Origin of the sequence: Hydrogenothermus marinus (genome assembly GCF_003688665.1) — a bacterium.
Classification (GTDB): Bacteria; Aquificota; Aquificia; order Aquificales; family Hydrogenothermaceae; genus Hydrogenothermus; species Hydrogenothermus marinus.
On the sequence record NZ_REFO01000013.1, the window covers coordinates 150,597 to 174,834 of the forward strand.

Sequence of the window (24,238 nt, forward strand, 5' to 3'; positions counted from 1 at the left end):
TTAATATCTCCTTGTATTATCTTATTTCTAATAGTATTTTTATAACACTAAAACTTCTTCTAACTCTTCTTCCCAATTTTTTATTTCTATATTTAATAAATATTTTATCTTTTCATTGCTCATAGCTGAAAATTTAGGCCTTTTTGCAGGTAGATTAAATATTTCTGAAGAAACCGGTTTTATAAATTTATTTATATTTTTTATATCAAAAACCTTTTTTGCCCATTCATATCTTGAAGCATACCCTGAGTTTGTTAGATGATATAAACCTGTTAATCTATTTTCTATTGCTTTTAAAGTTATTTCTACAATAGTTTTTGTAGATGTTGGCACAGATATTTCATCATAAGCTATTTTTAGATATTCATTATTTTTAGCCCATTGTAAAAGTTTATATATAAAATTTTGTTTTCCTTCTCCATATACCCAGCTTGTCCTAAATATTAAAAATTTTTCATAGCTTGATTCTAAAATCCATTTTTCTCCTGTAAGTTTGCTTTTTCCATACTCATTTAGTGGATTTGTTTCATCTTCTTCTGTATATAAGCCATTTTCTTTTGTTCCATCAAATACATAATCTGTTGAATAAGTAATTAAAAAAGCATTTTGCTTTTCTGATGCTAAAAGTAGATTTTTTACTCCTAATGCATTTGTTTTATATGCATCAAAAAAATTCTTTTCTGCTAAATCTACTAAATTATAAGCGGCACAGTTTAAAATTATATCTGGTTTATAATCATCTACTACTTGTAAAACTTTATTTAAATCTGATATATCGCATTCTTTATGATTAAATGCTTTAAAATTTTCTTTTTTATTTTCTAATTTCTTAATAAACTCTCTTGATAATTGTCCATCTTTACCTAATATAAGATACTTCATCTTTTTCCTCTTATAAAATTTTATCTACATCTATATTTAATATTCCACCATACATTTTTAATTCCTCAATAATATTGAACCATTTTTCTAACTCTTTATACCAATTCAAAGTGATTGTTTCTGTTGTCTTATCTACTTCTCCTTTTTCTAATTTTGATACAATCTCTTTAACTCCTGATTCAGCATTCCATTTTGGTTCCCAACCTAATATTTTTTTTATTTTTTTAAATGAAACTCTATAACTTCTATGATCCGGATCTCCATACCATTCTATTTCTACTTTTTTTCCTGTTTCGTTTTCTACAGTTTTTGCAACTATTTCACCAAGTTTTCCTATCTGATAATTTAAATCATCACCACCAACATTAAATATTTGGCCATTTATCTTTTCTTTATCTGCTGTTAAAAGCAGTATCATTACATCAGTAGTATCTTGAACATGAACCATAGGTCTATATTGACTTCCATCTCTCATTAATGGTAACTTACCAGTTTTCCATGCCCCATAAGTCATACCGTTTATTGCAAGATCAAATCTCATTCTTGGACTATATCCAAAAACAGTTGACTGTCTCATAACAGTTACTACAAAATTATCATCTGCTAAAGGTAATATATTTTGTTCTGCTTTTTCATTTGCTTTTGCATAAGTTGTTAATGGATTTGTAGGTGATGTTTCATCTACTATATCTTCTTGAAAACCATATATGCTACAGCTTGAAGGAAGAATATATCTTTTTACTCCATATTTTTTTGATAACTTTGCTGTTCTTACTCTTGATTCATAATTTATCTGCAATGTTGCTTCATTAAAAAGTTCTCCTGAAGGGTCATTTGATATTGCCACTAAATCTATAACATAATCAACATCTTTAAATAAATCCTCATTTAATTTTCTCGTATCTTCTTTTATTATTTCTAAATTTTCATTCTTAGGTAATTTTTCTTTACCAAAAAAGTATCTATCTATAGCCTTAACTTTATATCCTTTTTTTAATAACTTTGGTACAAGTACTGTTCCTATATAACCTCCAGCACCTGTTACTAAAACTGTTTCCATTTATTTAAACCTCCTTTTGATATTAAAAGTTTATTTCATTTAAAATATCTTTTAAAAATGGTGCATTTGCATCTTTTTCAGATAAAATAGGATTAGATACAGGCCATGAGATATTTAAATCTGGATCATTCCATCTTATTGATCTATCATGTTCAGGCGAATAATATTCATCAACCTTATATAAAATTTCTGTATTTGGAACAAGTGTCAAAATAGCATGTGCAAAACCTTTTGGAACTACAATCTGTCTTTTATTATCTGCGGTTAATATGGCACTTATCCATTTACCAAAGGTAGGACTACCTTTCCTAATATCTACTACTACATCATATATAGCTCCTTTTAAACATCTAACAATTTTTGTTTGTGCTTTAGGATTTAATTGAAAATGAAGACCTCTTAATACTCCTGCTTCTATACTTAAAGAATGATTATCCTGAACTAATTCATAGTGTAATCCAATCTCTTCAAAGTCTTTTTTATTATAACTTTCCATAAAAAATCCTCTATGATCTTTAAAAACAGTTGGTTCTAAGATATAAACTCCTTTTAATTTTGTTTCTAATTTTTTAAATTTTCCCATAGAATCCTCCTAATTTATATAATTTTGAACAATCCATTTAGTAAATGGATAACTTGCAGTAAAAGCTGGCGAAACGGCATTTAATATATGAACGGAATATTTATCACCTTCAACTACAAAATCTTGGACAAGCTCTTTTGTTTTAATATTTAAAAGCTGCGCTCTAATTCCAGGTTTTCCCCATTTGGTAAATTTACTTTTATCTATTTTTTTCACTAAACTAATAGCTTGATCAATTAAATAGTTTTTATTGTATTTTTTTATTTCTTCTAATGCTAAACTTCTAAATCCAAAAGCATTTGTTAAAAAAAGTTTTGTTTCCCAAGTAATAATCTGTAAAAACTCATTTAATTTAAATCTATCTAAACCTTTATAATTTTCTCTCCAAAAAGCAGGAATTGCTGTTGGACCAATTTTGATTGTTCCATCAACTTTGATAGTATAATGAACTCCTAAAAAAGGATTCTTTATATTTGGAACAGGATATATATTTGTTTTTATTGGTTTATCATTACCAGTATATTCTAAATACACTCCTTTAAAAGGTATAATTATGTAATCTTTAGAAAATCCAAAATCTTTTGCTATGCTATCTGCATAAAGACCCGATGCATTGATTAATTTTTCATATTTAAAAATAAAGTTTCCTGCTTTTATACTTTTTTCATCAATTCTATACTTGTATGAAGTATTAAAATAAAAATCTACTCCTTCTTTCTCTAAATTATATTTAAGATTAGATAATATTTCTTTTGGATCAATTGTTGCCGTTAATGGTGACCATAAAGCTTTTTTAAATGTTTTTGCATTTGGTTCATAATTACTTAATTCTTTTTCATTTATAACTTCAAGAGGCACACCATTTTTATCACCTCTATTTTTTAATTCATACAAAGTTTCAAGTTCCCCTTCATTTTTACAAACAACCACTTTTCCACATTTATTAATTTTTAGCTTATTTTTTTCACAATAGTTTCGCCAATATAAACAACCTTCTTTAGTAAATTTAGCTTTTAAAGAATCAGCAGTATAATAAAATCCAGCATGTAAAACACCACTATTTCTACCACTACTATGAAACCCTATTTCAGATTCTTTTTCTATTATTGCTATTTTACTATCAGAATATTTTTGCTTTAAATTTTTTGCTATAGTCAAACCTATTATTCCTGCTCCAATAATTATAAAGTCATAACTTTTTTCTTTATTCATTAGCTAAACCTACTAAGTATTGTCCATAGCCAGTTTTCTTTAAAGGCTCTGCAAGTTTTAAAAGCTCTTCCTTAGATATCCAACCATTTCTATAAGCTATCTCCTCTATACAGCCAACCATTAAACCTGTTTTGTTTTCAATAGTTTCTATAAACTCACCTGCTTCTAAAAAGCTATCATGGGTTCCTGCATCAAACCAAGCAAAACCTCTACCAAGAAGTTTAACCTTTAATTTATTTTGTCTTAGATATTCTTCATTAACTGATGTTATTTCAAGTTCTCCTCTATCTGATGGTTTTATATTTTTAGCTATCTGCACTGCTTTATTATCATAAAAGTACATTCCAACAACTGCATAATTTGATTTTGGATTTTTTGGTTTTTCTTCAAGAGATAAAACATTTCCTTTTTCATCAAATTCTACAATCCCAAATCTTTCTGGATCTTTTACATAGTATCCAAAAACATACGCACCACCATTTTTTTCTATTTCTTCTTTTGCTTCTTTCATTATTTTTACAATATCATGGCCAAAAAAGATATTATCTCCAAGCATATAACAGATATTATCATTTCCTATAAAATCTTCTGCAAGAATTAAACCTTCAGCAAGGCCATTAGGTTTTTCTTGGATTTTATAATCTATATTCATTCCAAGATGAGAACCATCTTTAAAAAGTTTTTTAAAATTTTCTAAATCTTCAGGATTTATAATAAATAAAACATCTTTTATACCAAGGAGCATAACTAAGGATAAAGGATAATAAATCATCGGTTTGTTATATATAGGTAAAAAATGCTTATTAGTTGCTATTGTAACAGGATATAATCTTGTTCCACTTCCACCTGCAAGTATTACTGCTTTCATAAAACCTCCATTTATAGTTATTTTAATAATTTTTCAAAAGCTTTTACATAAATTCTACTATTGGCTTTTGTAATATTTTTAATTGGATCAAAAAATAGGATTTCTACTTCGCAAAATCTTTCAATAACTTTATATATCTCTTTTCTTTTAAGTTCATCTTTTTCATCTAAGATATAATATCCTTTATCTACTATATTCTTAGCAATTTCTAAAAAAATGTTATATTCCTTATCAGTTAAATTCTTATTTCTTTCAAAAAGAATCTCATTTTTTGCAATTTCAGCCATTTCTTCTAACTGCTCTTTTAATGAAGGATACATATTCCTAAAATCTATTAATTTTTTAATATAAGCAACACTACCACCAAGATAATCATAAATTAATTTTATATCTTCTTTAGTAAATCCTAAATCTTTGCTTAAAAGCCATTCTTCTATATCTTTATATCCTAAATGATCTACCAATTTAAAATCACTTGTTGCTTTCATTTTCGCAGTGTTATATATCTGATTTTGAAATATAGTATTACTTGTTGATATAACTACATGTGATAAATGGGTTTCCTTTGTTAATCTAACACAAAAATTTAAAAACTCATTTAGTAATTCTCTTTCTCCGTTTATGTATATATCTTGTAGTGTTTGGATTTCGTCAATAATAAATATGTTTTTCTTACCTGTTTTTTGAAATTCCTCTAAAAGATAATTAAATAGATTTTTTTTTCTTTTCTTTATCTTTTTTAAAGTTTTTGCTTCTAATTTAAATACATTAAATAAATTGTAATTTCTATTTAATTCTGTTTGTGTTTCTTCTTCATCTTTTTCTTCTAATATCGCATCTAAAAAAGTATCATAGCTATATACTAATATACCTCTAAAATTTATATATCTTATGTAATATTCGCTGTTTTTTGCTAATATCTCTTCTATAATATACTCAATTAAGGTAGTCTTACCTGAACTTTTTGGTCCATAAACCCACAATACTCTTTCAGGTTTTTGTTTAAAATAACTCAGAAAAAAATCTATCTCTTTTTCCCTATTTATAAAATCTACTCCTCTAAACTGTTTAATTAGCATTTCCCTGCCTTCATTAACAATATTTATATTTTTTTACATAATCTTCTATCTTGTTTATAATCTCAATAAGCTCTTTACTTTTCTCTATGATTTCCTTAACTTTTTCCTTAAAATTTTCTTCTATGTATTCATGTGCAAGCTCATTTCTTAAATCTTTCATTTCTATTAATATATTAAAATCTTTTACAAATCCCCTTTTTTCTGCTCTTATTATAATATCTAACTTTCTTGATATATCTTCAAATTCTAAATAATCTAAACTTCTTAACAGTTTATTAATTAAAATATCAATACTTCTTGAATATCTACTTGCTAAAACTTCCATAGTTCCAAGCTGTTCTTCATTAACATTTTTAATATCTTTAATCTGTTTAGTTTTTTCTAATGATTTTTTAAACCAGTGTATATTTTTCTTTAATAATCTAAAGTTTTCACAAAAGAGCTTTCTTCTTTCTTCTAAATTCAAAGTTTTACTCCATATTTATATGACAATTCAGTAAAAACACTTTTTGATGGGTTAGGAGTTATTATTAAATCTATTTTTCTATCTCCAAATAACTTTAAAAGTTCAACTCTGATTTTTCTTCTTTTTTTATAATCAATTTTATCAGATATTACAAGAATATCAATATCTCCACCTTTTTTATTTGTATCTGTTCTACTTCCAAATAGAATAATTTCTGCTTTTGGATCAAAAGACAAAATAATGGATTTTATTTTTAAAATTTCATCTTTGGTCAATCTAATATTTTTATCTTTTGAAATTTCCATAATATTAAAATTCCTAAAAATGCATTTTATGATTTAAATGGATTTACAATTTTTAACTTATCTTCTACTAATTGTCCATCTTGCATATCTTCAGAATAACAAATTGAACAATTATTTTCTAAAGCAGATGCTAAAATTAGACTATCCCAATAAGAGTATTTGTATTTTCTTTTTATATTCATTGCTAATTTTATACTTTCTTTAGTAATTACTTTAAAATCAAATATATTCAGAAACTCTTCAGCATATTTAAATGTATCTTCCATAGGCAAGATATTCTTTTTAATGCAAACATTTATAAACTCATTAATTACTTGAGAACTAATTATGATATTATCTATTTTTTCTATTAAAAGTTTTCTTGCTATATCTCCTTTTATAGAATTTTTCGTAATTTAATAGATTAAAATATTAGAATCTATGAAAACTTTCTCTATCATGAATCTCTTCCCTATTAAATTTATAATTTTCAGGTAAAACACCTTCAATATTTTCAAATAGTTTTATTAATTTTATCTTTTTTTCTTCTTTTTTATATTTATCTATTAAATACTCATAAAAATCTATTAAGCTTTTTCTTGCTTCTTCTGAAAGTTTTTCAAGGTCTATTTTATATTCTTCTGTTTTCATAGTTAACTCCTTACTCAGTTTTAGCTTCATTTAATTTATTTCTATTTTTTATACCTTCCAGCCATTCTAAAAAGAATGCTAAAAATATTCCAAGTATTAAAGATGTTATCCCTGCAACTGCTACCATCAATTTTTTCTTTGGTTTTACAGGTTTATCTGGTAATGATGGTGGGTCTATTATTTCTACATATATATTTTCTTTTGCTTCTTGAAGTTTTGCCTGTTCATACATCTTTACAAGGGTTTCATAAACAGTCTGAGCTACTTTTAAATCTCTCATTATATTTGAATACTCTACCATTTTCTCTGGAGCTTGAGAAAGAGAAGGTAAAGCTCCTATATTTGTTTTTTCTTCTATATTTTTAATTTCTTTATCTACTGCTTTTATCTGACTTTTTAATGTTTTAATTCTTGGATTATTTGCAGAAAAAGCTGATTCTAAAGATCTTAGTTGTACAAGTAGTTTCATTTTTTGAGATATAAGATTTGAATATAAATCCATCACTCCTGACAATTGATCCTCTGGAGATAAAATTTTTGTTTTTTTCTGAAACTCAGCAAGTTTATTTTCTAATTTTTTTAGTTTTTCCTCTTGATCTTTAAGCTGTTTTTCTAACTCTATTCTATTAAATTTAGCAACAGTAAGATTTTTTTCATTCATTATTTTATGAAGTTCATCTATGTAAGTATTTGCTATTTTCTGTGCAAGCTTTGGATCTTTATAATCAACATTTATATTTATTACACCTGTTTTTTTATCTTCTGAAATAGATACCATATCATCTAAGGTTTCCACTGCTACATTCATTGGATTTCTATCTTCTGGAATTTCATCTTCTAATAAAACTGGAATTAGATTTAACTTTTTTATTACTCTTTCTTTTATATCTCTACTATTTAATATAGCTACTATCTTTGCACTATCTTCTCCACCGCCTACAGAAACACCTGCCATTGCTGCAAGACCTGCCAAATTGCCAAGTGGAGAAGATTCACTTGATATTGGCATTATTGCACTTTCTGAACGATATATTGGAGTCATTATAAAACTGAATATTCCTGTAAGAATGGTTATAGATAAAAAAAGTCCTATGATTAACTTTTTTCTTTTTTTTATAGTTTGCCAAAGCTCATATAAATCTATTTCATCTTCTTCATAACAAGGTTGCTGATAATTTATATTTTTTTCTTCCATTTTTACCTCTTAAAAATTAATACTTGCTGATAGTCCTACAGTTATAAAGGTTTTATTTTTATTCGTTATATCAAACTGAGTAGGTAAAGGATTTTCATCAATATTGTCCTTTTTGTCTATCCTAAAATATGGGGATATTTCTATATTTTTCCTTAACAGGTAAGAAAACTCTACAAATCCATAATATGTTTTTGATTTTATATCGCCTGTTTTAACAGGTTGTTTATAATAGCCAAGTTGTGTTTTTATTCTATAATTTTTCTTAGAATCATAAATATACTTAATTAAAAATGATTCTACATCTCTACCATAAGGATATCCAAGAGAAAATCCTTTATAGGTATAACCTTCATAATTATACCAATGATGTATATATGATCTATAATCTGTTTTAACATATTCAACTCTCAAACTATGATTATTTTTAGAAATTAAAACTCCTGCTTGATATAATGGATCTAATAGCATAAAAATAAAAGGAAATCTACCTACTAATTTCCCTCTATCTTCTTTTTGCCAAATAGCATGAATATCATCTCCAGCTTCTACATAATAAATTTTAAATATATTAAAAGATTTAAAAGGTAAAAATATGGAAATATCATAAGCAGCCCTTGAATCATTATCAAATTTATCTCCTGGTATATTATCTCTTGAAGAAAATATAAGTTCAGGATAATCTGTAAGTTTATAAGAAGGTCTTCCATCTCCTCCATACATAGTTGTTTTGGAACCACCTAATTCTATCCAGTCTGCTGGTTTCCAAACCACTCTTAATCCTAATAATTTTGGATTAGAAAAATCTTTTCTTTTTTCTTGTAGCCATCCGTTTAATATAGTAAATCTCCATTTTCCCCAAAATTTTAAAGGTTGCTCTGTATCAAGCTTTATTAAAGGAAAAGGATAAGTATTGTTTGATAATATCAACCCATATTCTCCCGGTCCCCAGTTGACATTATCTCTTCCAGCTTCTATTGAAAATTTTCCTATTTTGTATTTTATATAACCTCTAAATAAATTTCCTTGTTTTGTATCCTTATTTAAATCTTGTCTAAGTTGGTAATAAGAAACTAAATTTTTACCAAAAGATATATATCCATCTTCATAAAAGAAAGCATTTAAGCCTTTTTTTAAACTTATTCCTGATTGTCCTTCCAGCAAAAGATTATCTGCATTTGTATAATATATTTTTGTAGTTATATTGTTTATTGGTTTTATATACCAACCACCTTTTTCTGATGAAAATATATTACTTATAGGCTTTATAGATAAAATGAGTTTATTAGAATTCTTTGCAGATTCAAGCTTTTCATAAAACTCATAATCATCAACATTTATATTTAAAAGAGGATGAGCATTAGCTATAGAAAAAAAAGCAAATCCAGTAAATACTATCTTCTTCATAAATTATAACCTCTTAGCAAGAACTGCAGTAGATATAGACTGGAATATAATCTGGGTAATATCTCTTAAAAGAGGTCTCCACATTACAGGAATTTTAAGTTCTGTTGGAACAACTATAGTATCTCCTTGCTCTAATTTCATTGAATAAAAATCTTGCTTTATATAAAGTTTATCATCTTGCCATTTTATAAATGAGCTATCAAAATTTCTTTTTGAAACTACTCTTCCATTTGCTTTTATTATATAAATATCATCTTCTTTAGCATTTTCTTTCGCTCCACCAACTTCTTTAAGATAGTCTTCAACTGTAAAATCTTTTCTGTAAGGTAAAGATATTTGATTATAAACATCCCCAAGAACTAGTATATAATTAGGTTTTGCTGGGATATAAATAAAATCCCCATCTTGAAGCTGGATATTATCTTTTGAATATTTCAATTCTTCAAGAGAGTTTGGGATATCAAGAGCAACTCTACCAAGTCCTAATTTTGCTTTTTGTTTTATTATATTTAATAATCTTTTTTGTTTTTCTATATACATTTTTGCAAGTGCTTGTTCTTCAGCAGTTGCTCCAGCCGCTTCTAAACCTTCAGAACTTTTAGATAAACTTTCTTCCATACTGAGAATTGAAGCTTGTAATTGCTCTTGTTGTAGTTTTTTAGCACTTTCTCTTATAAATATTAATGCCTTTGGATATGCATCTTCTGTATAACCACCTGCTTCTAATATAAGATCATATAATCTCATACCTGATTTATACTTATATATTCCTGGTCTATTTACTTCTCCGAGAATAGTTACTGTTTTATCTTTTTCTGTATTTTCTACTTTTTTTATTAAGATAGAATCACCTTCCTTTAAAGTTATATTTTCTTCCTTACTTCCTTTTATTAATAAATCGTATAAATAAACTACTTTCTTTTCTTTTTTAGTAAAGTAAGAATTATCATATTGATCTTTTAAGCCTAAATTTTTATCGATAAAATTTTGATTATTTTCTGCAATAAACCTTTTATTTATACTGTTCGTTATTAAATTATTCTTATTTAAAAGATTTTGATTTTTATATGTAGGATACTCTTTATATCCCTCTTTATTATTATTTTCTCTAAAAATAACAGCTTTTAAATATCTTGGTTTTTCCTTAAATTTTACATCTCTAAGTACATCAAGTAATGTTATTCCTTCATAATATGGAATTACTTTACCTTATTTTATTTCTCCAGATATTTTTATAGGTTTATAAATAAATTCCGGATAAAATACAACGGTATCAAGAGGTTTTAATTTTATATCTTTTTTATTGTTTAGAATATCTATAGGTTTAAATTCTATAACTTTATAATTACCACTTTTTTGTTTTCTAATAATTTCTGCATAATAAAGATTTGTATCATCTAAAAATCCTGCTAATTTTATTGCTTTTCTTAGTGTGTTAACTTCATTTATAGAATAAATAGAAGGATATTTTATATGGCCTTTTATTTCAACCTTATTTTCAATAATATTTTTTATCTCTTCTATTTTTATTAAATCACCATCTTTTATATAACTTTCCATAAATTTTTTATCTTTTAAACTTCCATCTTTTATGATTAATTGATTGTTTTCATATCTATATAACTTTACATTATATTCATAAGCAGAAGGATTAAGACCTCCAGCAAGTTTTATTAAATCATTTATTGTTGCATTTTCTTTTAGTTCATAAATAGCAGGTCTCTTTACTTCTCCATAAATTGCAGCAGTTTTTCCTATTGGTCCTACATAAATAGAATCTCCTTGCTTTACTGTAATATTTATAGGTTTTCCTTCTACTAATAGATCATATAAATCTATTTTCTGTTTTTCTCCTGTAGCCCTTCTTAATATAATATTCCTTAAAGAACCATTTTTACTTATTCCTCCTGCTAAGGCCAAAGCATCAAGTACAGTATTTATTCCTGTAACCTGAACAACAGAAGGTTTATTTACAAATCCTGAAACATATACTGGAAATGTTCTTAGTTTTCCAAGGGAAAGCTCTATTTGAAAATTTTTAAATTTTTTCTTGAAAAAATCATAAAATAAATTTTTAGCTTTAGCTACTGAAAGCCCCCAAACATAAAATACTCCAAGATGAGGTATAAATACTTTTCCTTCTCTATCAATAACTAATCTATAAAAGCCATTTAATCCTAAAATATCAACAGGATCCCCCCATATGTATAGTAATAAAAAATCTCCTGGCCCAAGTATATATTTATCTCCAACAGAAGTTAAGCCTGTAACTTTATATCCTTTAAAAAAATTATATCCAAATTGTCTTAATCTTCCCTTTACTTTAGAAAGGCCTATTTTAGACATATATAAACTTTCAATATCTGAAACTTGAGTAGATATTCCTTGAACTTCTTTTTGTATATATTGTTCTTTTAAATTTTCAATTTCTTGCTGTGTTTCACTATTTTGAATCTCTTCTGCTTGCTGAGATTGAGAACCTGATTCAGAGTTAGTTGTTCCACCTACTGAAGATTCTGATTGAGTAGAAATTATACCTTGAGTAGCAGTTCCTTGAACAGAAGTTCCAGACATTGTAGATGAAGCTGCATAGGAAAAAATAATAATAAATGTAGATATAAATAAACTGTAAAAAAGCTTCCCCATTAGTTATCCTCTATTTTTATTTTTCATCAAACAGATATATATTCTAAACTTTTCATAAAGAAAAAGTCAAAAATACTTGTATATAAAAAACCAACTTATATCTTCTTTGCCTCTATTAAAGAAAGAATTTTCTTATACTGACTTTCTGTTAAGCTGTTCTGTACTTCTCTTATTTCTTTTATTTTTAGTACTAAATTTTCCGCTTTTAACTGGGCAAGTTTTAATATTATCTGTTTTATATCTTCAGATTTTCCACCTTCTAAAATTAGTTTATTTAGTTTTTCTTGAAGTTGATTTATCTGTTTTTTTCTTTCAAGTATCATAGGCTCATAAGTGCTTATTGCTGACTCTATTGATTCCATCTGTTCTTGAGAAAGATCTAAATTATCTTTGTTGTCTAAAACTACTTTGATTATATCTGGATAAGATGCTAAATAAGAATCGCAGTTCTTGTTTTCTTGAGCTTTTATACTACTAAAAAAGAATGTAAAAATTAAAATTAGACTGAGTATCTTTCTTCTTTCCATGGATCTCCTCTCATATGATAGCCTCTTTGTTCCCAAAAACCGGGTATATCTTCTTTTAGGAATTCTATTCCTGAAACAAATTTTGCACTTTTCCATGAATAAAGTTTAGGAACAATTAATCTTAAGGGATAACCATTATCAGCAGGAATTGGTTTTTCAAATAATTTATATGCAAATATCACATCTTCATCAAAAAAGTATTCTATTGGAATATTTGTTGTATATCCATCAAGAGAATGAACCATAACTGCTTTTACATCAGGATTTATTTTTACTAATTTTTTTATTTCGTTTACATGAAAACCTTGCCAAACTACATCTTTACAGCTCCATCTTGTAACGCAATGAAAATCTGCTTTAAGTTCTACTGGCTCTAAATCTAAAATATCATCCCAAGTTAATATTTTTTCTTCTTCAACTTCTCCAAATATTTTAAATCTATATTTATTCAAATCTATATTAGAAGGTGGTCCTGCTATATCAAGCACTATTAAATGGTCAACCCAGTGTTGACCTGGTGGTAGTCTATCTTCTCTAAAATTTATTGGGCTTACTATTTTCTTCATAATATCCTTTAGTTATTTTCCTTTTTACAGCTTGGACAAATACCTGTTAATGTTATAGAAGCATCTAACACATCAAATCCTTTATTACTTAAATTTATATCTTTAATGTCCAAAACATCTTCTTTTTCTATATCATATATATTACCACATGATAAACATTTAAAATGATAATGTTTATCTATTCTTGCATCAAACCTACTTTGTTTTCCATCGTTAATCTCTATTATTTTTTCTTCTTCCTTTAGAATATGAAGATTTCTATAAACAGTACCAAGACTTATATTTGGTATTACTTTTTTTGCTTTTTCATAAATCCAGTCTGCTGTAGGATGACTATTTGTAGATGCAACTATATCATATATAATAGCTCTTTGTTTTGTATTTCTTCTTTTTATATTATTCATTTCTTTTACCTCAAATGAAGATTAACTATACTATTATATTTAATAGAATTTTATTTTCAATAATAATTATCATTTAATTTCTGCTATTGTAACTCCCATTCCACCTTCTTGATAATCTGCATCTTTATAAGATATATTATAAGGGGCTATATCAAGATATTCTCTAACTGCTTTTCTTAAAACTCCTGAACCATATCCATGTATAATTCGTATTCTACTATATCCTGCTAAAACTGCTTTATCTAAATAATCAGATAATTTTTTTATAGCTTCTTCTTTTGTCATTCCTATAAGATTTATCTCATTTTTTACAGAAGGTTTCCCTTTTTTTATAGAAAATTTCATCTTTTTCTTTGAAGTTATTTCTTCTACCTTTTCTAAATCTTTTAAAGGTACCCATATTTTAAGGCCATTAAAATTAACATTTGCTTTCGTTTCTCTAACAGATATTACTTCACCAATAGTATTTTTGCCTTTTATCTTTACTTTATCTCCAATATCTATTAAAGGAATTTCTGTATCTTCTTCTGAAAATTGGGATATCTTTTCTTTTACATTTTTTCCAAAAATTTCTATATTTTTCCCTGATTGTTTTTCTTTTAGATTTTCAAGTATTGAATATCCTTCTTTTTTTACATTTTTTACAAATTCATTTATCTCTTTTAAACTTTCTTTCCATTTTTCTTTTTTGATTCTTTCAAGTTCTTCATTTAACTTTTCATACTTTTCTTTTTCTTCTTTTAGTTTTTGATTAATTTCTAAATATTTTTGATGTTCTTTATAATATTTTTCTTTAAACTGCTCTAATTTTTCTATTGCTTCTTCAAGTTTTATACTATCTTCTTTTAGATAGCTTTTTGCATCTTCTAAAATCTTTTCATTAAATCCAAGTCTTTTTGCTATATAAAAAGCCATACTATTTCCAACAGAGTTATAATAAAGAGTATATGTTGGTGTAAGAGTTTCTTTATCAAATCCTACAGATGCAACATTAAAATAATTATCTGAAAGGGCAAACATTTTTATCTGTTTAAAATGGGATGTGGCTATCACATAACTGTTTTTATTTTTTAAATATTTAAGTATTCCTATTCCAATAGCTGAACCTTCATCTGGATCTGTACCTGGAATTAATTCATCAAGTAAAACTAATGATTTACTATCTACCTTTGAAAGTATATCTTTTATATTTGATATATGCCATGAGTATGTTGATAAATCTTGTTGAATACTTTGAAAATCTCCTATATCTATATATATTCCATCAAAAATTGGTATTTCGCTTTCTTCAGAAACTGGGATTGGAAGTCCTGTTTGATAAATTAAAGCAAGTAGTCCTGTTGTTTTTAAAGCTACTGTTTTTCCACCAGTGTTTGGCCCTGTAATTACAAGTCCTTTTTGTTTTTCATTAATAATTAAATCTATAGGTTTAAAATCTTTACCTTCTAATAAGAATAAAGGATGTTTTGCATTTTTTAAGTATAATCTATCTGAGATTTTTGGTAGTTTTGCATCAGTTTCTTTTGCATATTTGTATATAGTATATAGATAATCAAACTCTATTACTGCTTCAAATGTGCTTTGGATATTTTTTTGTTTTGTTCTTAAAATATCAGTTAAAAACTTTAGTATTTTTCTTATTTCTATTCTTTCTTTTATTTTTAAATCAGAAAGTTTATTATTTAACTCTAAAATAGATATTGGTTCTAAAAATATAGTATGCCCTGAAGATGACCTGTCATGGATAATACCTTTTATTTTTGATGAAAAATTTTCTTTTACAGGAATAACATATCTATCCTTTCTTATTGTGATAATTCTTTCTTGAATTATATCTTCATAATTTGGATTATTTAAAATACTTTCTAAAATATTTGTAATTTTATGTTCAAGCTCTTTTATATCTTTTCTTATTCTTTTTAGGTCTCTACTTGCACTATCTTTTATATATCCTGCTTCATCTATACTATCATTTATAATATTTTCAGTATCTTTTGATGAAAAAAGTTTTTTATATAAATAAAATAGGCTATTTTCTTTTGATAATTTTCCTGAAAAAAAATTTTTTATCTGTCTTGATATGTTTAAAAGCTTAGAAATATTTAGTATTTCATGAGGAGATAAAATACTTTCCTCTATAGCCAAAAGTTTTAAACTTTCTTCTATATCTGGATATTCTGATAAAGGAAAATATCCTTCTTTAAGAACAATTAGGATAAATTCATCAACTTTTTTATGTTTTTTTTGAATTTTTTCTTTATCTGTTAATGGTTTTAAAGATTTTATCTTATTTTTTGTTTTTTCATTTAAAGTAAATTTAGATATGTCTTCTAAAAATTTTGGATATTCTAAAAGCTGTAAATCTTTTTGTCTCATTTTACCTCTTTAAAATTATTTTAATCTTTATATTTTATGACAAAAATTAAGCTTTAACTTACCTTTTTCAAGTATTATAATATTAAGCTAATAAAATTTAGTTGGAGTTTTAGATGCTACTCCATGCAATTGTAAAAGGCAAAGTACAAGGCGTATACTATAGAAAGTTTACAAAGGAAACAGCAGATAGACTTGGTTTAAAAGGTTGGGTAAAAAATCTTCCAGATGGAACAGTAGAAGTTGTAGCAGAAGGAGATGAAGATAAACTAAAGGAGCTGTTAGAAAATCTTTATAAAGGACCTCCTTTAGCCGAAATTATAGATATAGATTATGAATTTTTAAATAAAGATGGAGGATTTACTGATTTTGAGATTAGGTATTAATATATTAACAATTTTATTTTTTACTTTTTCAGTAGCATTTGCAAAGGTTTATATTGTAAAGCCTGGTGATAACTTACATTACATAGCTAAAAAATATAAAGTATCTGTTGATGAGATTATAAAAATAAATCATCTAAGAAAACCTTATATTATTAGACCTGGGCAAAAAATAAAGATTCCTGTTAAACAAAAAAAGAAAACAGAGCAACAAAGTATCAATAACTGTGCTATTACATATAAAGTAAAAGCAGGTGATTCTTTAATAACTATTGCAAAAAAATATCATGTATGGGTTAAAGATTTAAAAAAATTAAATAATTTAAAAGGTAATACTATCAGAGTTGGTCAAATTTTATGTATAAAGAAAGGTAATAAAAATTACCATCAAACAAAAAAAACTAAAAAATCTCCTAAAGTAAAAGTAAAGAAAAAGATAATAAAAAAAATTGTTATACATACTGTAAAACCTGGTGAAAGTATTGCTCTTATAGCAAGAAAATATAATGCATCAGTTAATGAGATTATAAAAATAAATCATCTAAGAAAACCTTATATTATTAGACCTGGGCAAAAAATAAAAATTCCTAAGAAGATAGTAAAAGTTGTAGAAATTACAGAAGAAGAAAAGATAAAACAGATTTCAAAATCTATGCCTTTTGGATTTATATGGCCTGTTGACAAAGGAGTTGTAATAGCTCAATTTGTAAATAGTTCTACTTTAAGACATTTAGGAATAGATATTAAAACAGATTGTAATTATCCAATTAAAGCATCAGAATCTGGGAAAGTTATATATGCAGGAGATAGTATAAAAGCTTTTGGTAATCTTGTAATAATTAAACATAGAAAAAATTACAATACAGTTTATGGCCATATTGGAAAGATAGCTACAAAAGATGGCAAGTATGTTAAAAAAGGAGATATTATAGGATATACAGGAAAATTAAATAATAGTGATGATTGTGGACTTTATTTTGAAATTAGAAAAAATGCAATTCCTGTAGATCCAATAGTATTACTACCAAAGAAAAAAGAGGTTCAAACTAAATGAGTGAAATGTATGAGTTTCCAAGAATAAAAAGACTTCCTCAGTATGTTTTTGCAGTTGTTAACAAACTAAAATCTCAAATGAGAAAAGAAGGTGAAGATATTATAGATTTTGGAATGGGTAATCCAGACCTTCAACCTGCAAAACATATAATTGATAAATTATGTGAATCAGCTAAAAAGAAACATACCCATAGATACTCTATGTCTGAAGGTATTCCAAGACTTAGAAAAGCAATTACAGATTTTTATAAAAGAAGATATGATGTTGACATTGATCCAGAAAAAGAAGCTATAATGACAATTGGTTCAAAAGAAGGAATTTCTCATCTTATGGTAGCTATGCTTGAGCCAGGAGATATAGCCCTTGTGCCAAGTCCAAGATATCCAATCCATTATTATGCACCTGTTATAGCAGGAGCAAGTGTGTTAACTGTACCTCTTCCATTAGAAGGTAGTGATAGCGAAAAACAGGAAAAATTCTTAAAAAATATATATGAAAGTTATGAAGATAGCTATCCAAAAGCTAAAGTACTTCTTTTAAACTTTCCAAATAATCCAACAACTATGTCTGTTGATATTGAGTTCTTCAAAGAGATAGTAAAATTTGCAAAAGGAAAAGGTTTATGGATTATTCATGATTTTGCTTATGCAGATCTTTGTTATGATGGATATAAAGCTCCGTCTATTTTACAGGTAGAAGGTGCTAAAGATGTTGCAGTAGAGCTTTATTCAATGACAAAAGGATTTTCTATGGCAGGATGGAGAGTTGGATTTGTACTTGGAAATGAAACTATTGTTTATAATCTGAAAAGACTTAAAAGCTATTTAGATTATGGAACATTTACACCTATTCAGGTAGCATCTGTGATTGCTCTTGATAGTGATTACTCAATTGTAGAAAAAGCAAGGGATACATATAATAAAAGACTTGATATATTAGTTAAAGGTTTAAATAGAGCAGGTTGGAAAGTAGAAAAACCAAAAGCAACTATGTTTTTATGGGCAAAAATACCTGAACAATTCAAAGATTTAGGCTCTATTGAATTTAGTATGAAACTTTTAAAAGAGGCTAAAGTTGCAGTAGCACCTGGTGTAGGTTTTGGAGAACATGGAGAAGGATATGTTAGATTTGCAGTAGTTGAAAATGAAAAAAGAATAAGACAAGCAGTAAGAAATATTAAAAAATTTTTACAAAATAATAAATGAAAAAATCAAGGCTTTATGTTGATAATATAAAAAAATCTTACAAAGATAGAGCAATTTTACAAGGAATATCCTTAGAAGTTAATGAGGGAGAGATTATAGGACTTCTTGGCCCAAATGGTGCAGGTAAAACAACTACTTTTAAATGTTTACTTGGATTTATAAAACCAGATGAAGGAAATATATATCTTGATAAAGAAGATATTACAAATCTTCCTGTTTATGAAAGAGCAAAAAAAGGAATATCATTTTTACCTCAAGAAAGTTCTATTTTTAAAGATTTAACTGTACTTGAAAATTTAGTAATGTTTTTAGAGTTCCAGTATGATGACAAAAAAATAATATATGAAAAGGCAGAAGAGTTATTAGAAGAGTTTGGGATAGAAAGATTAAAAAATCAAAAAGCTTCTACTTTATCAGGTGGAGAAAGAAGAAGACTTGAGATAGCAAGAAGTTTAATTATAAATCCTTCATTTCTTTTATTAGATGAGCCATTTGCAGGGGTTGATCCTGTTTCTGTAAAAGATATAAATAATCTTATAAAATCTTTAATACAAAAAGATATTGGAATAATTTTAACAGACCATAATGTTAGAGAAACATTAAAAATTACTGACAGAGCTTATATAATAGCTCATGGAAAAGTAATAGCAGAAGGAAAACCTGAAAAAATAGTAAATGATGAGTATGTAAAAAAGGTTTTCCTTGGAGAAGATTTTATTCTTGTTTAGTACTTAAACTTATTTACTATTGGCATTCTCCAGTCTTTTCCATAAGCTCTTTCTGTTATTTTAATTCCTATTGGTGCTTGTCTTCTTTTATATTCATTATTATCTATCATTCTTATCACTCTTTTTACGCTTTCTATATCAAAACCTCTTTTTGATATTTCTTCTGGTGATAAATCTTCTTCTACATATAGATATATAATTTCATCAAGGATAGGATAAGGCAGTAGTTCATCTTCATCTTTTTGATTTGGTTTAAGTTCTGCAGAAGGTGGCTTTTGTAAAACTCTTTCAGGTATTACTGGAGATATACTGTTTCTATACTGAGCAAGTTCATAAACTTTTGTTTTATAAATATCTTTTAATACTGCAAAACCTCCAACCATATCTCCATATAAAGTTGCATATCCTACACTCATTTCTGATTTATTACCTGTTGCAAGAACTATCCAGCCAAACTTATTTGATAAAGCCATTAAAAGATTTCCTCTTATTCTTGCTTGTAAGTTTTCTTCTGTTATATCCCATTCTTTTCCTTCAAAAACAGGATTAAGAATATTCATATATTTATCAAATATATCTTTGATTTTAAAAGTAAAAGTTTCTATTCCAAGATTTTTTGCAAGCTTTTCAGCATCTTCTATACTTTCTTTTGAAGTAAATTGAGAAGGCATTAATACCCCTTTAACATTCTCTTTTCCAAGAGCATCTACAGCAATAGTAGCAGTTAAAGAACTATCTATTCCTCCACTTAAACCTATTACCACTTTTTCAAATCCATTTTTATATATATAATCTCTTAATCCTAATACTAAAGCTTTATATATCTGCTCTACTTCTGGTAAATCTAACTCTATTTTTTCTTTTATTTTTGTTGTTTTATTTTTTATTTTATAATCCACGAATATCTCTTTAACTATTTCTTCTCTTTTATAAGAGGCTCTTAAGTTTCTTAATCTATTATCTTTAAGCTGTTTTCTAAATATACTATCAAGTTCTATATCAAAAATAATAAAATCTTCTTCAAAAGACTTTCCTTTTGCTAAAAATTTACCATCTGGAGCTACTGCAAAACTACTACCATCAAAAACAAGTTCATCTTGCCCACCAATCATATTTACATTAGCTATTGATATTAAATTATCAGTAGCTCTTGTTCTTACCATATTTTCTCTTTTTTCTATTTTTCCTATGTTGTAAGGAGAAGCATTTATATTTATTACAAGTTCAACCCCTTCTATAGCCATTATATTTATTGGATTTTCTGGATACCATATATCTTCGCATATAGAAATACCTACCTTATATCCTTCTATATTTAATAAAGTAATCTCATTTCCTCTTTGGAAATATCTCATTTCATCAAACACACCATAATTAGGAAGCATATTTTTATGATAAGTAGCTAAAAGTTTTTTATTACTTAAAATAGCTGCAGCATTGTATATATCTTCTTTTTTATCTACAAATCCTACAATAGCTATAATACCTTCTATATAAGGTTCTATTTTTTTTAAGGCTTTTAGATTTTCATTTATAAACTCTTCTTTAAATAAAAGATCTTCCGGTGGATAACCTGTAATAGCAAGTTCTGGAAAAGCTACTATATCAACTTCTTTTTCTTTTGCTTTTTTTATATATTCAATTATTTTTTCTGTATTTCCTTTTATATCTCCAACTGTAAGATTTAATTGAGCTAAAGCAACTCTCAATACTTTCATTTTATATCTCCATTTTTATCTTTCTTCTTACTCTATAAACTTCACTTAAATTTATATCTGCTTCTACTAATCCTTCTTCACTATCAATAAAAGCTAAAGTCTTACCCCAAGGATCATAAATAGCCGAACTTCCTGCATAAGAAATTCTACCTATTTTATCAGTTGTATCACTTACAACTACAAAAGATTGATTTTCTATTGCTCTCGCTTTTGAAAGTATTTCAAGATGTTCTTTCCTTGAAAGTCCCCATTGAGCAGGAATTAATATTATCTCTACACCCTTTTTTCTTAAAATATGAGAGATATTAGGATATCTAAGTTCAAAACATATCATTATTCCAAGATTACCTACAGAGCTTTCTGCTATATCAAAACTATTTTTTCCTGGTTTAAAATATTTATCCTCATTTGTCGGAGTAAAAAGCTTAACTTTTGCTCTTTTAAAGATTATATCCCCTTTATCTATTACAAATGCTTTATTATATATTCCATATCTTGATTTTTCTGGAAGAGTTCCTGATATTACTAAGTTTTTTTCTAAGGATAATTTTTCTAAATCTTTATATATTTGAGGAGTTTCCTTTGCATGATTTTCTAAATTCTCATTATCAAATCCACTGCTAAACATTTCAGGAAGAAGTAACAAAGATGTTTTAGAGGATTTTTCTATTTTATCTATATATGAAAATATTTTTTCCATATTTTTTTCAATATTTCCAAGTTCTAAATTTATCTGCAGTGAATATATTTTCATCAATACCTCTCAGTATGTAGTTTTATAGAATTTAAAAGAATTTTAACATAAGAGTATAAAAAATTTGATATAAATCATAAAATTTTAAATTCAAAAATTATAGATTAAAGAGTAATTAGTCTTAATTATGAGGTGATAAAAATGTTATTAACAAAAGAAGAACTTCCAAAAGTTGCATTAAATGAAATGAATGAGATTCATTTTGAAGAAGTAGATATGATTAATAATCTATATGATACTGCTATGTCAGGAGATTATGAAAAAACCAAAAAGTTGTTTGATGAATTTATAGAACATATAGAAGATCATTTTTCTTTTGAAGAAGATTTAATGGAACAAAATGAGTTTTTTGCTTATCCAATGCATAAAATGGAACATGATAATGTATTAAAAGATTTATATAACCTACGAGAAAAATTTGAAAAAACAAAGGATACTAAATTAATTGCAAACTTTCTAAAAGAAGGATTTATTCCTTGGCTTATAAATCATTTAAATACAATGGATACTGTTACTGCTTCATTCTTAACTGGTGGCTTTTAAAAATGGATTTAAAAGATTTCATAGAAAATCTTAAAAATGAACATCAAGAATATATACAAAAAATGGAAAACTGGAAAAAGCTATTACATTTTAAATTTAATGAAGATTTATTGGAAAAAATAATAAATTTTCTTAAAGAAGATATACAAAATCATGCAGAAAAAGAGGAAGAAAGATTAAATCAGAAAATAGAAGAAAAGTATCCAGATTTTGATAGTCAAGCAATAATTTTCGCACATGATGTTTTAGATGAAGCAATAGAAGATGTTATATACTATTATGAAAAATATAAAAAAAATAAAAAATATAAAGATAGATTAGTTAACAGCATTGAAAAAGTATTTACTATGTTAAAGGATCATTTTATGGAAGAAGAAAATTTCCTATTTCCAAATGTATATAAAGAAGAAAAGGAGTGGCTTTAATGCTATCAACAGCATGTAAAGATGCTATTAGAGCAATTATTTATATTGCCAAAGAAAATAAAAAAGAAAATAGATTTATATCAATAAGAGAGATTTCAGAAAATTTAGGATTATCTTTCTACTTTTTGTCTAAAATTCTTCAGATTTTAGTAAAAGATGGATTTTTAGAGTCTTATAGAGGTCCTAATGGTGGAGTGAAATTAAAAAAAGATTTAAAAAAGATATCCTTATTTGATATTATCAAATCAATAGACGGTACTGAACTTTTTGAATCTTGTATTTTAGGTTTTAAAGAATGTTCAGATTCAAAACCTTGTGCAATTCATAATATGTGGAAAGAAGAAAGAGATAGACTTTACAATATGTTTAAAAATACAACTCTTGAAAATATAGAAGAAAATTTAGAAAAAGAAACAAATATAAAGATTTAATCTAATCAAAAAAAACAATCAAGATAATTTATAATATTTATTAACGAATTAAATTTTATCTTTAGCGGGCGAGAAGACCCCTTCCGTAAGGGAGGGGATGAAAGCCCGTATATAGAATGATACAATAAACCTATGAAAACAAAAAAAGCTATTTCATTTGAGCTTAATAACAGGTTAACTGACGAACAACTGATAATAATTGGACACTTAACCTACCATGCAGGTAAACTATGGAACCAAGCTAATTACCTAATACAAAACAAATTAGCCAAGCCGCTCTACAAAGACCTATATCATAAACTAAAGGACAGTTCCGTTAACCTCCGTTCCTTACACTCTCGCTCTGCTCAAATCATCCTTGATGAACTATCAAGAGCTTGGAACAACTTCTTTAACTTCCTAAAGTCTCCTGAAAGCTACAAGAAAAAGGGAGTTGAGTTTGTAAAACCTCCCAAATACCAAAATCCTAATCTTCCTCATAGGACAATCACGTGGGACAAGACAGGCTTTAAGATAGTAGGAAGTGTAATAAGGCTCTCCCTCTCAAAGAGTTTAAAGGAATACTTAAAGAGCAAATTCAAAATAGAAACCGATTACCTCTGGATAGACACAGGCTATAAAAGGTTAAAAGAATTAAGAGTTCTTAACATTCAATTAGTTCCATACAAGGCTTATGGACATCTAAGCTACAAACTGGTAGTGATATATGAAGAGGCAATACCAAAAGTAGAGGTTAAAGGAAGTAGAGTTTTAGCCATAGATTACGGAATAAACAACTTCGCAACCTGTATAGTAGA

General features: G+C 26.6%; 27 protein-coding genes and 1 pseudogene. 8 read left to right on the plus strand and 20 right to left on the minus strand.

All coding sequences use genetic code 11. The features are described from left to right. Window positions 1-39: 39 nt before the first annotated feature. The 18 genes from rfbD to CLV39_RS06915 form a co-directional block, all read right to left on the minus strand. A complete protein-coding gene (rfbD, locus tag CLV39_RS06830; protein WP_121923492.1) occupies window positions 40-882 on the minus strand; it encodes a dTDP-4-dehydrorhamnose reductase in 843 nt (280 codons plus the stop codon). A 10-nt stretch (window positions 883-892) separates the two neighbouring features. Then, the gene (locus CLV39_RS06835; RefSeq protein WP_121923493.1) at window positions 893-1,942 is read right to left on the minus strand and encodes an NAD-dependent epimerase/dehydratase family protein; all 1,050 of its coding nucleotides are present in this window, start codon (window positions 1,940-1,942) and stop codon (window positions 893-895) included. Between the two features lie 22 nt (window positions 1,943-1,964). Next, a complete protein-coding gene (gene rfbC / locus CLV39_RS06840; protein ID WP_121923494.1) occupies window positions 1,965-2,525 on the minus strand; it encodes a dTDP-4-dehydrorhamnose 3,5-epimerase in 561 nt (186 codons plus the stop codon). Between the two features lie 9 nt (window positions 2,526-2,534). Next, window positions 2,535-3,737, minus strand: coding sequence for an L-2-hydroxyglutarate oxidase (gene lhgO / locus CLV39_RS06845; RefSeq protein WP_121923495.1), 1,203 nt, complete (start codon window positions 3,735-3,737; stop codon window positions 2,535-2,537). Next, the gene (gene rfbA / locus CLV39_RS06850; protein WP_121923496.1) at window positions 3,730-4,605 is read right to left on the minus strand and encodes a glucose-1-phosphate thymidylyltransferase RfbA; all 876 of its coding nucleotides are present in this window, start codon (window positions 4,603-4,605) and stop codon (window positions 3,730-3,732) included. Before rfbA ends, lhgO begins: the two co-directional genes overlap by 8 nt. Window positions 4,606-4,622: 17 nt before the next feature. Next, entirely contained in the window at window positions 4,623-5,684 is a 1,062-nt protein-coding gene (locus CLV39_RS06855; RefSeq protein WP_121923497.1) for an ATP-binding protein, read from the minus strand. 13 nt (window positions 5,685-5,697) lie between these two features. Continuing rightward, window positions 5,698-6,150 carry a hypothetical protein gene (locus CLV39_RS06860; protein ID WP_121923498.1) on the minus strand — a complete coding sequence of 151 codons (453 nt, stop codon included), beginning with the start codon at window positions 6,148-6,150 and terminating at the stop codon, window positions 5,698-5,700. Beyond that, window positions 6,147-6,455, minus strand: a complete 309-nt coding sequence (locus CLV39_RS06865; protein ID WP_121923499.1) for a nucleotidyltransferase domain-containing protein — start codon at window positions 6,453-6,455, stop codon at window positions 6,147-6,149. Before CLV39_RS06865 ends, CLV39_RS06860 begins: the two co-directional genes overlap by 4 nt. A 26-nt stretch (window positions 6,456-6,481) precedes the next feature. Next, window positions 6,482-6,850 carry a PIN domain-containing protein gene (locus CLV39_RS06870; protein WP_121923500.1) on the minus strand — a complete coding sequence of 123 codons (369 nt, stop codon included), beginning with the start codon at window positions 6,848-6,850 and terminating at the stop codon, window positions 6,482-6,484. Between the two features lie 16 nt (window positions 6,851-6,866). Beyond that, window positions 6,867-7,085, minus strand: coding sequence for a hypothetical protein (locus CLV39_RS06875; RefSeq protein WP_121923501.1), 219 nt, complete (start codon window positions 7,083-7,085; stop codon window positions 6,867-6,869). Window positions 7,086-7,095: 10 nt separating this feature from the next. Further along, on the minus strand, window positions 7,096-8,280 hold the full coding sequence (locus tag CLV39_RS06880) for a GumC family protein (RefSeq protein WP_121923502.1): 1,185 nt from the start codon (window positions 8,278-8,280) through the stop codon (window positions 7,096-7,098). Window positions 8,281-8,289: 9 nt separating this feature from the next. Beyond that, entirely contained in the window at window positions 8,290-9,684 is a 1,395-nt protein-coding gene (locus CLV39_RS06885) for a capsule assembly Wzi family protein (RefSeq protein WP_121923503.1), read from the minus strand. 3 nt (window positions 9,685-9,687) lie between these two features. Next, window positions 9,688-10,884: an SLBB domain-containing protein gene (locus CLV39_RS08865; RefSeq protein WP_121923504.1), complete on the minus strand. Its 1,197-nt coding sequence runs from the start codon at window positions 10,882-10,884 to the stop codon at window positions 9,688-9,690. Between the two features lie 9 nt (window positions 10,885-10,893). Then, window positions 10,894-12,330, minus strand: a complete 1,437-nt coding sequence (locus tag CLV39_RS06895; RefSeq protein WP_121923505.1) for an SLBB domain-containing protein — start codon at window positions 12,328-12,330, stop codon at window positions 10,894-10,896. A gap of 95 nt (window positions 12,331-12,425) precedes the next feature. Further along, entirely contained in the window at window positions 12,426-12,857 is a 432-nt protein-coding gene (locus CLV39_RS06900; protein WP_121923506.1) for a hypothetical protein, read from the minus strand. Then, entirely contained in the window at window positions 12,830-13,423 is a 594-nt protein-coding gene (locus CLV39_RS06905) for a sulfite oxidase-like oxidoreductase (RefSeq protein WP_121923507.1), read from the minus strand. Before CLV39_RS06905 ends, CLV39_RS06900 begins: the two co-directional genes overlap by 28 nt. A gap of 8 nt (window positions 13,424-13,431) precedes the next feature. Continuing rightward, a complete protein-coding gene (locus tag CLV39_RS06910) occupies window positions 13,432-13,827 on the minus strand; it encodes a Fur family transcriptional regulator (RefSeq protein ID WP_211325082.1) in 396 nt (131 codons plus the stop codon). A gap of 69 nt (window positions 13,828-13,896) precedes the next feature. Next, on the minus strand, window positions 13,897-16,203 hold the full coding sequence (locus tag CLV39_RS06915) for an endonuclease MutS2 (RefSeq protein ID WP_121923508.1): 2,307 nt from the start codon (window positions 16,201-16,203) through the stop codon (window positions 13,897-13,899). Between the two features lie 113 nt (window positions 16,204-16,316). Between CLV39_RS06915 and CLV39_RS06920 the strand changes: the two genes are divergently transcribed. Genes CLV39_RS06920 through lptB form a run of 4 tightly spaced genes read left to right on the plus strand, consistent with a single transcriptional unit; the run spans window position 16,317 to window position 19,570 of the window. Next, window positions 16,317-16,586, plus strand: coding sequence for an acylphosphatase (locus CLV39_RS06920; protein WP_121923509.1), 270 nt, complete (start codon window positions 16,317-16,319; stop codon window positions 16,584-16,586). Then, window positions 16,570-17,637 (plus strand): M23 family metallopeptidase, encoded by a 1,068-nt coding sequence (locus CLV39_RS06925; protein ID WP_121923510.1) that lies wholly within the window; start codon window positions 16,570-16,572, stop codon window positions 17,635-17,637. Before CLV39_RS06920 ends, CLV39_RS06925 begins: the two co-directional genes overlap by 17 nt. Continuing rightward, window positions 17,634-18,842, plus strand: a complete 1,209-nt coding sequence (locus tag CLV39_RS06930) for an aminotransferase class I/II-fold pyridoxal phosphate-dependent enzyme (RefSeq protein WP_121923511.1) — start codon at window positions 17,634-17,636, stop codon at window positions 18,840-18,842. The genes CLV39_RS06925 and CLV39_RS06930 overlap by 4 nt, the downstream gene beginning before the upstream one ends. Beyond that, window positions 18,839-19,570, plus strand: coding sequence for an LPS export ABC transporter ATP-binding protein (gene lptB, locus CLV39_RS06935; RefSeq protein ID WP_121923512.1), 732 nt, complete (start codon window positions 18,839-18,841; stop codon window positions 19,568-19,570). Before CLV39_RS06930 ends, lptB begins: the two co-directional genes overlap by 4 nt. Here the strand turns inward: lptB and CLV39_RS06940 are convergent. Together CLV39_RS06940 and CLV39_RS06945 are read right to left on the minus strand one after the other, a co-directional pair. Continuing rightward, the gene (locus tag CLV39_RS06940) at window positions 19,567-21,288 is read right to left on the minus strand and encodes an NAD+ synthase (RefSeq protein WP_121923513.1); all 1,722 of its coding nucleotides are present in this window, start codon (window positions 21,286-21,288) and stop codon (window positions 19,567-19,569) included. The genes lptB and CLV39_RS06940 overlap by 4 nt on opposite strands. Window position 21,289: 1 nt before the next feature. Next, a complete protein-coding gene (locus CLV39_RS06945; protein ID WP_121923514.1) occupies window positions 21,290-22,042 on the minus strand; it encodes a nitrilase-related carbon-nitrogen hydrolase in 753 nt (250 codons plus the stop codon). A 141-nt stretch (window positions 22,043-22,183) separates the two neighbouring features. On the opposite strand from CLV39_RS06945, the gene CLV39_RS06950 reads away from it, so the two are divergent. The 4 genes and pseudogenes from CLV39_RS06950 to CLV39_RS06965 all read left to right on the plus strand — a co-directional run. After that, window positions 22,184-22,585 (plus strand): bacteriohemerythrin, encoded by a 402-nt coding sequence (locus tag CLV39_RS06950; protein ID WP_121923515.1) that lies wholly within the window; start codon window positions 22,184-22,186, stop codon window positions 22,583-22,585. A 2-nt stretch (window positions 22,586-22,587) separates the two neighbouring features. After that, on the plus strand, window positions 22,588-23,010 hold the full coding sequence (locus CLV39_RS06955) for a hemerythrin domain-containing protein (RefSeq protein WP_121923516.1): 423 nt from the start codon (window positions 22,588-22,590) through the stop codon (window positions 23,008-23,010). Continuing rightward, entirely contained in the window at window positions 23,010-23,441 is a 432-nt protein-coding gene (locus CLV39_RS06960; RefSeq protein ID WP_121923517.1) for an RrF2 family transcriptional regulator, read from the plus strand. Before CLV39_RS06955 ends, CLV39_RS06960 begins: the two co-directional genes overlap by 1 nt. 132 nt (window positions 23,442-23,573) lie before the next feature. Beyond that, window positions 23,574-24,238: pseudogene (locus CLV39_RS06965) on the plus strand (RNA-guided endonuclease InsQ/TnpB family protein); the annotation flags it as partial.

Bases quoted from the DNA above. Each gene is read 5' to 3' on its own strand.
- CLV39_RS06950 (WP_121923515.1), top strand. From the start codon at position 22,184: ATGTTATTAACAAAAGAAGAACTTCCAAAAGTTGCATTAAATGAAATG.
- CLV39_RS06930 (WP_121923511.1), top strand. From the start codon at position 17,634: ATGAGTGAAATGTATGAGTTTCCAAGAATAAAAAGACTTCCTCAGTAT.
- CLV39_RS06885 (WP_121923503.1), bottom strand. From the start codon at position 9,684: ATGAAGAAGATAGTATTTACTGGATTTGCTTTTTTTTCTATAGCTAAT.
- rfbC (WP_121923494.1), bottom strand. From the start codon at position 2,525: ATGGGAAAATTTAAAAAATTAGAAACAAAATTAAAAGGAGTTTATATC.
- CLV39_RS06855 (WP_121923497.1), bottom strand. From the start codon at position 5,684: ATGCTAATTAAACAGTTTAGAGGAGTAGATTTTATAAATAGGGAAAAA.
- lptB (WP_121923512.1), top strand. From the start codon at position 18,839: ATGAAAAAATCAAGGCTTTATGTTGATAATATAAAAAAATCTTACAAA.
- CLV39_RS06865 (WP_121923499.1), bottom strand. From the start codon at position 6,455: ATGGAAATTTCAAAAGATAAAAATATTAGATTGACCAAAGATGAAATT.
- CLV39_RS06895 (WP_121923505.1), bottom strand. From the start codon at position 12,330: ATGGGGAAGCTTTTTTACAGTTTATTTATATCTACATTTATTATTATT.
- CLV39_RS06945 (WP_121923514.1), bottom strand. From the start codon at position 22,042: ATGAAAATATATTCACTGCAGATAAATTTAGAACTTGGAAATATTGAA.
- CLV39_RS06905 (WP_121923507.1), bottom strand. From the start codon at position 13,423: ATGAAGAAAATAGTAAGCCCAATAAATTTTAGAGAAGATAGACTACCA.
- CLV39_RS06900 (WP_121923506.1), bottom strand. From the start codon at position 12,857: ATGGAAAGAAGAAAGATACTCAGTCTAATTTTAATTTTTACATTCTTT.
- CLV39_RS06835 (WP_121923493.1), bottom strand. From the start codon at position 1,942: ATGGAAACAGTTTTAGTAACAGGTGCTGGAGGTTATATAGGAACAGTA.
- CLV39_RS06915 (WP_121923508.1), bottom strand. From the start codon at position 16,203: ATGAGACAAAAAGATTTACAGCTTTTAGAATATCCAAAATTTTTAGAA.
- CLV39_RS06960 (WP_121923517.1), top strand. From the start codon at position 23,010: ATGCTATCAACAGCATGTAAAGATGCTATTAGAGCAATTATTTATATT.
- CLV39_RS06880 (WP_121923502.1), bottom strand. From the start codon at position 8,280: ATGGAAGAAAAAAATATAAATTATCAGCAACCTTGTTATGAAGAAGAT.
- CLV39_RS06940 (WP_121923513.1), bottom strand. From the start codon at position 21,288: ATGAAAGTATTGAGAGTTGCTTTAGCTCAATTAAATCTTACAGTTGGA.
- CLV39_RS06955 (WP_121923516.1), top strand. From the start codon at position 22,588: ATGGATTTAAAAGATTTCATAGAAAATCTTAAAAATGAACATCAAGAA.
- CLV39_RS06910 (WP_211325082.1), bottom strand. From the start codon at position 13,827: ATGAATAATATAAAAAGAAGAAATACAAAACAAAGAGCTATTATATAT.
- lhgO (WP_121923495.1), bottom strand. From the start codon at position 3,737: ATGAATAAAGAAAAAAGTTATGACTTTATAATTATTGGAGCAGGAATA.
- rfbD (WP_121923492.1), bottom strand. From the start codon at position 882: ATGAAGTATCTTATATTAGGTAAAGATGGACAATTATCAAGAGAGTTT.
- CLV39_RS06920 (WP_121923509.1), top strand. From the start codon at position 16,317: ATGCTACTCCATGCAATTGTAAAAGGCAAAGTACAAGGCGTATACTAT.
- CLV39_RS06875 (WP_121923501.1), bottom strand. From the start codon at position 7,085: ATGAAAACAGAAGAATATAAAATAGACCTTGAAAAACTTTCAGAAGAA.
- rfbA (WP_121923496.1), bottom strand. From the start codon at position 4,605: ATGAAAGCAGTAATACTTGCAGGTGGAAGTGGAACAAGATTATATCCT.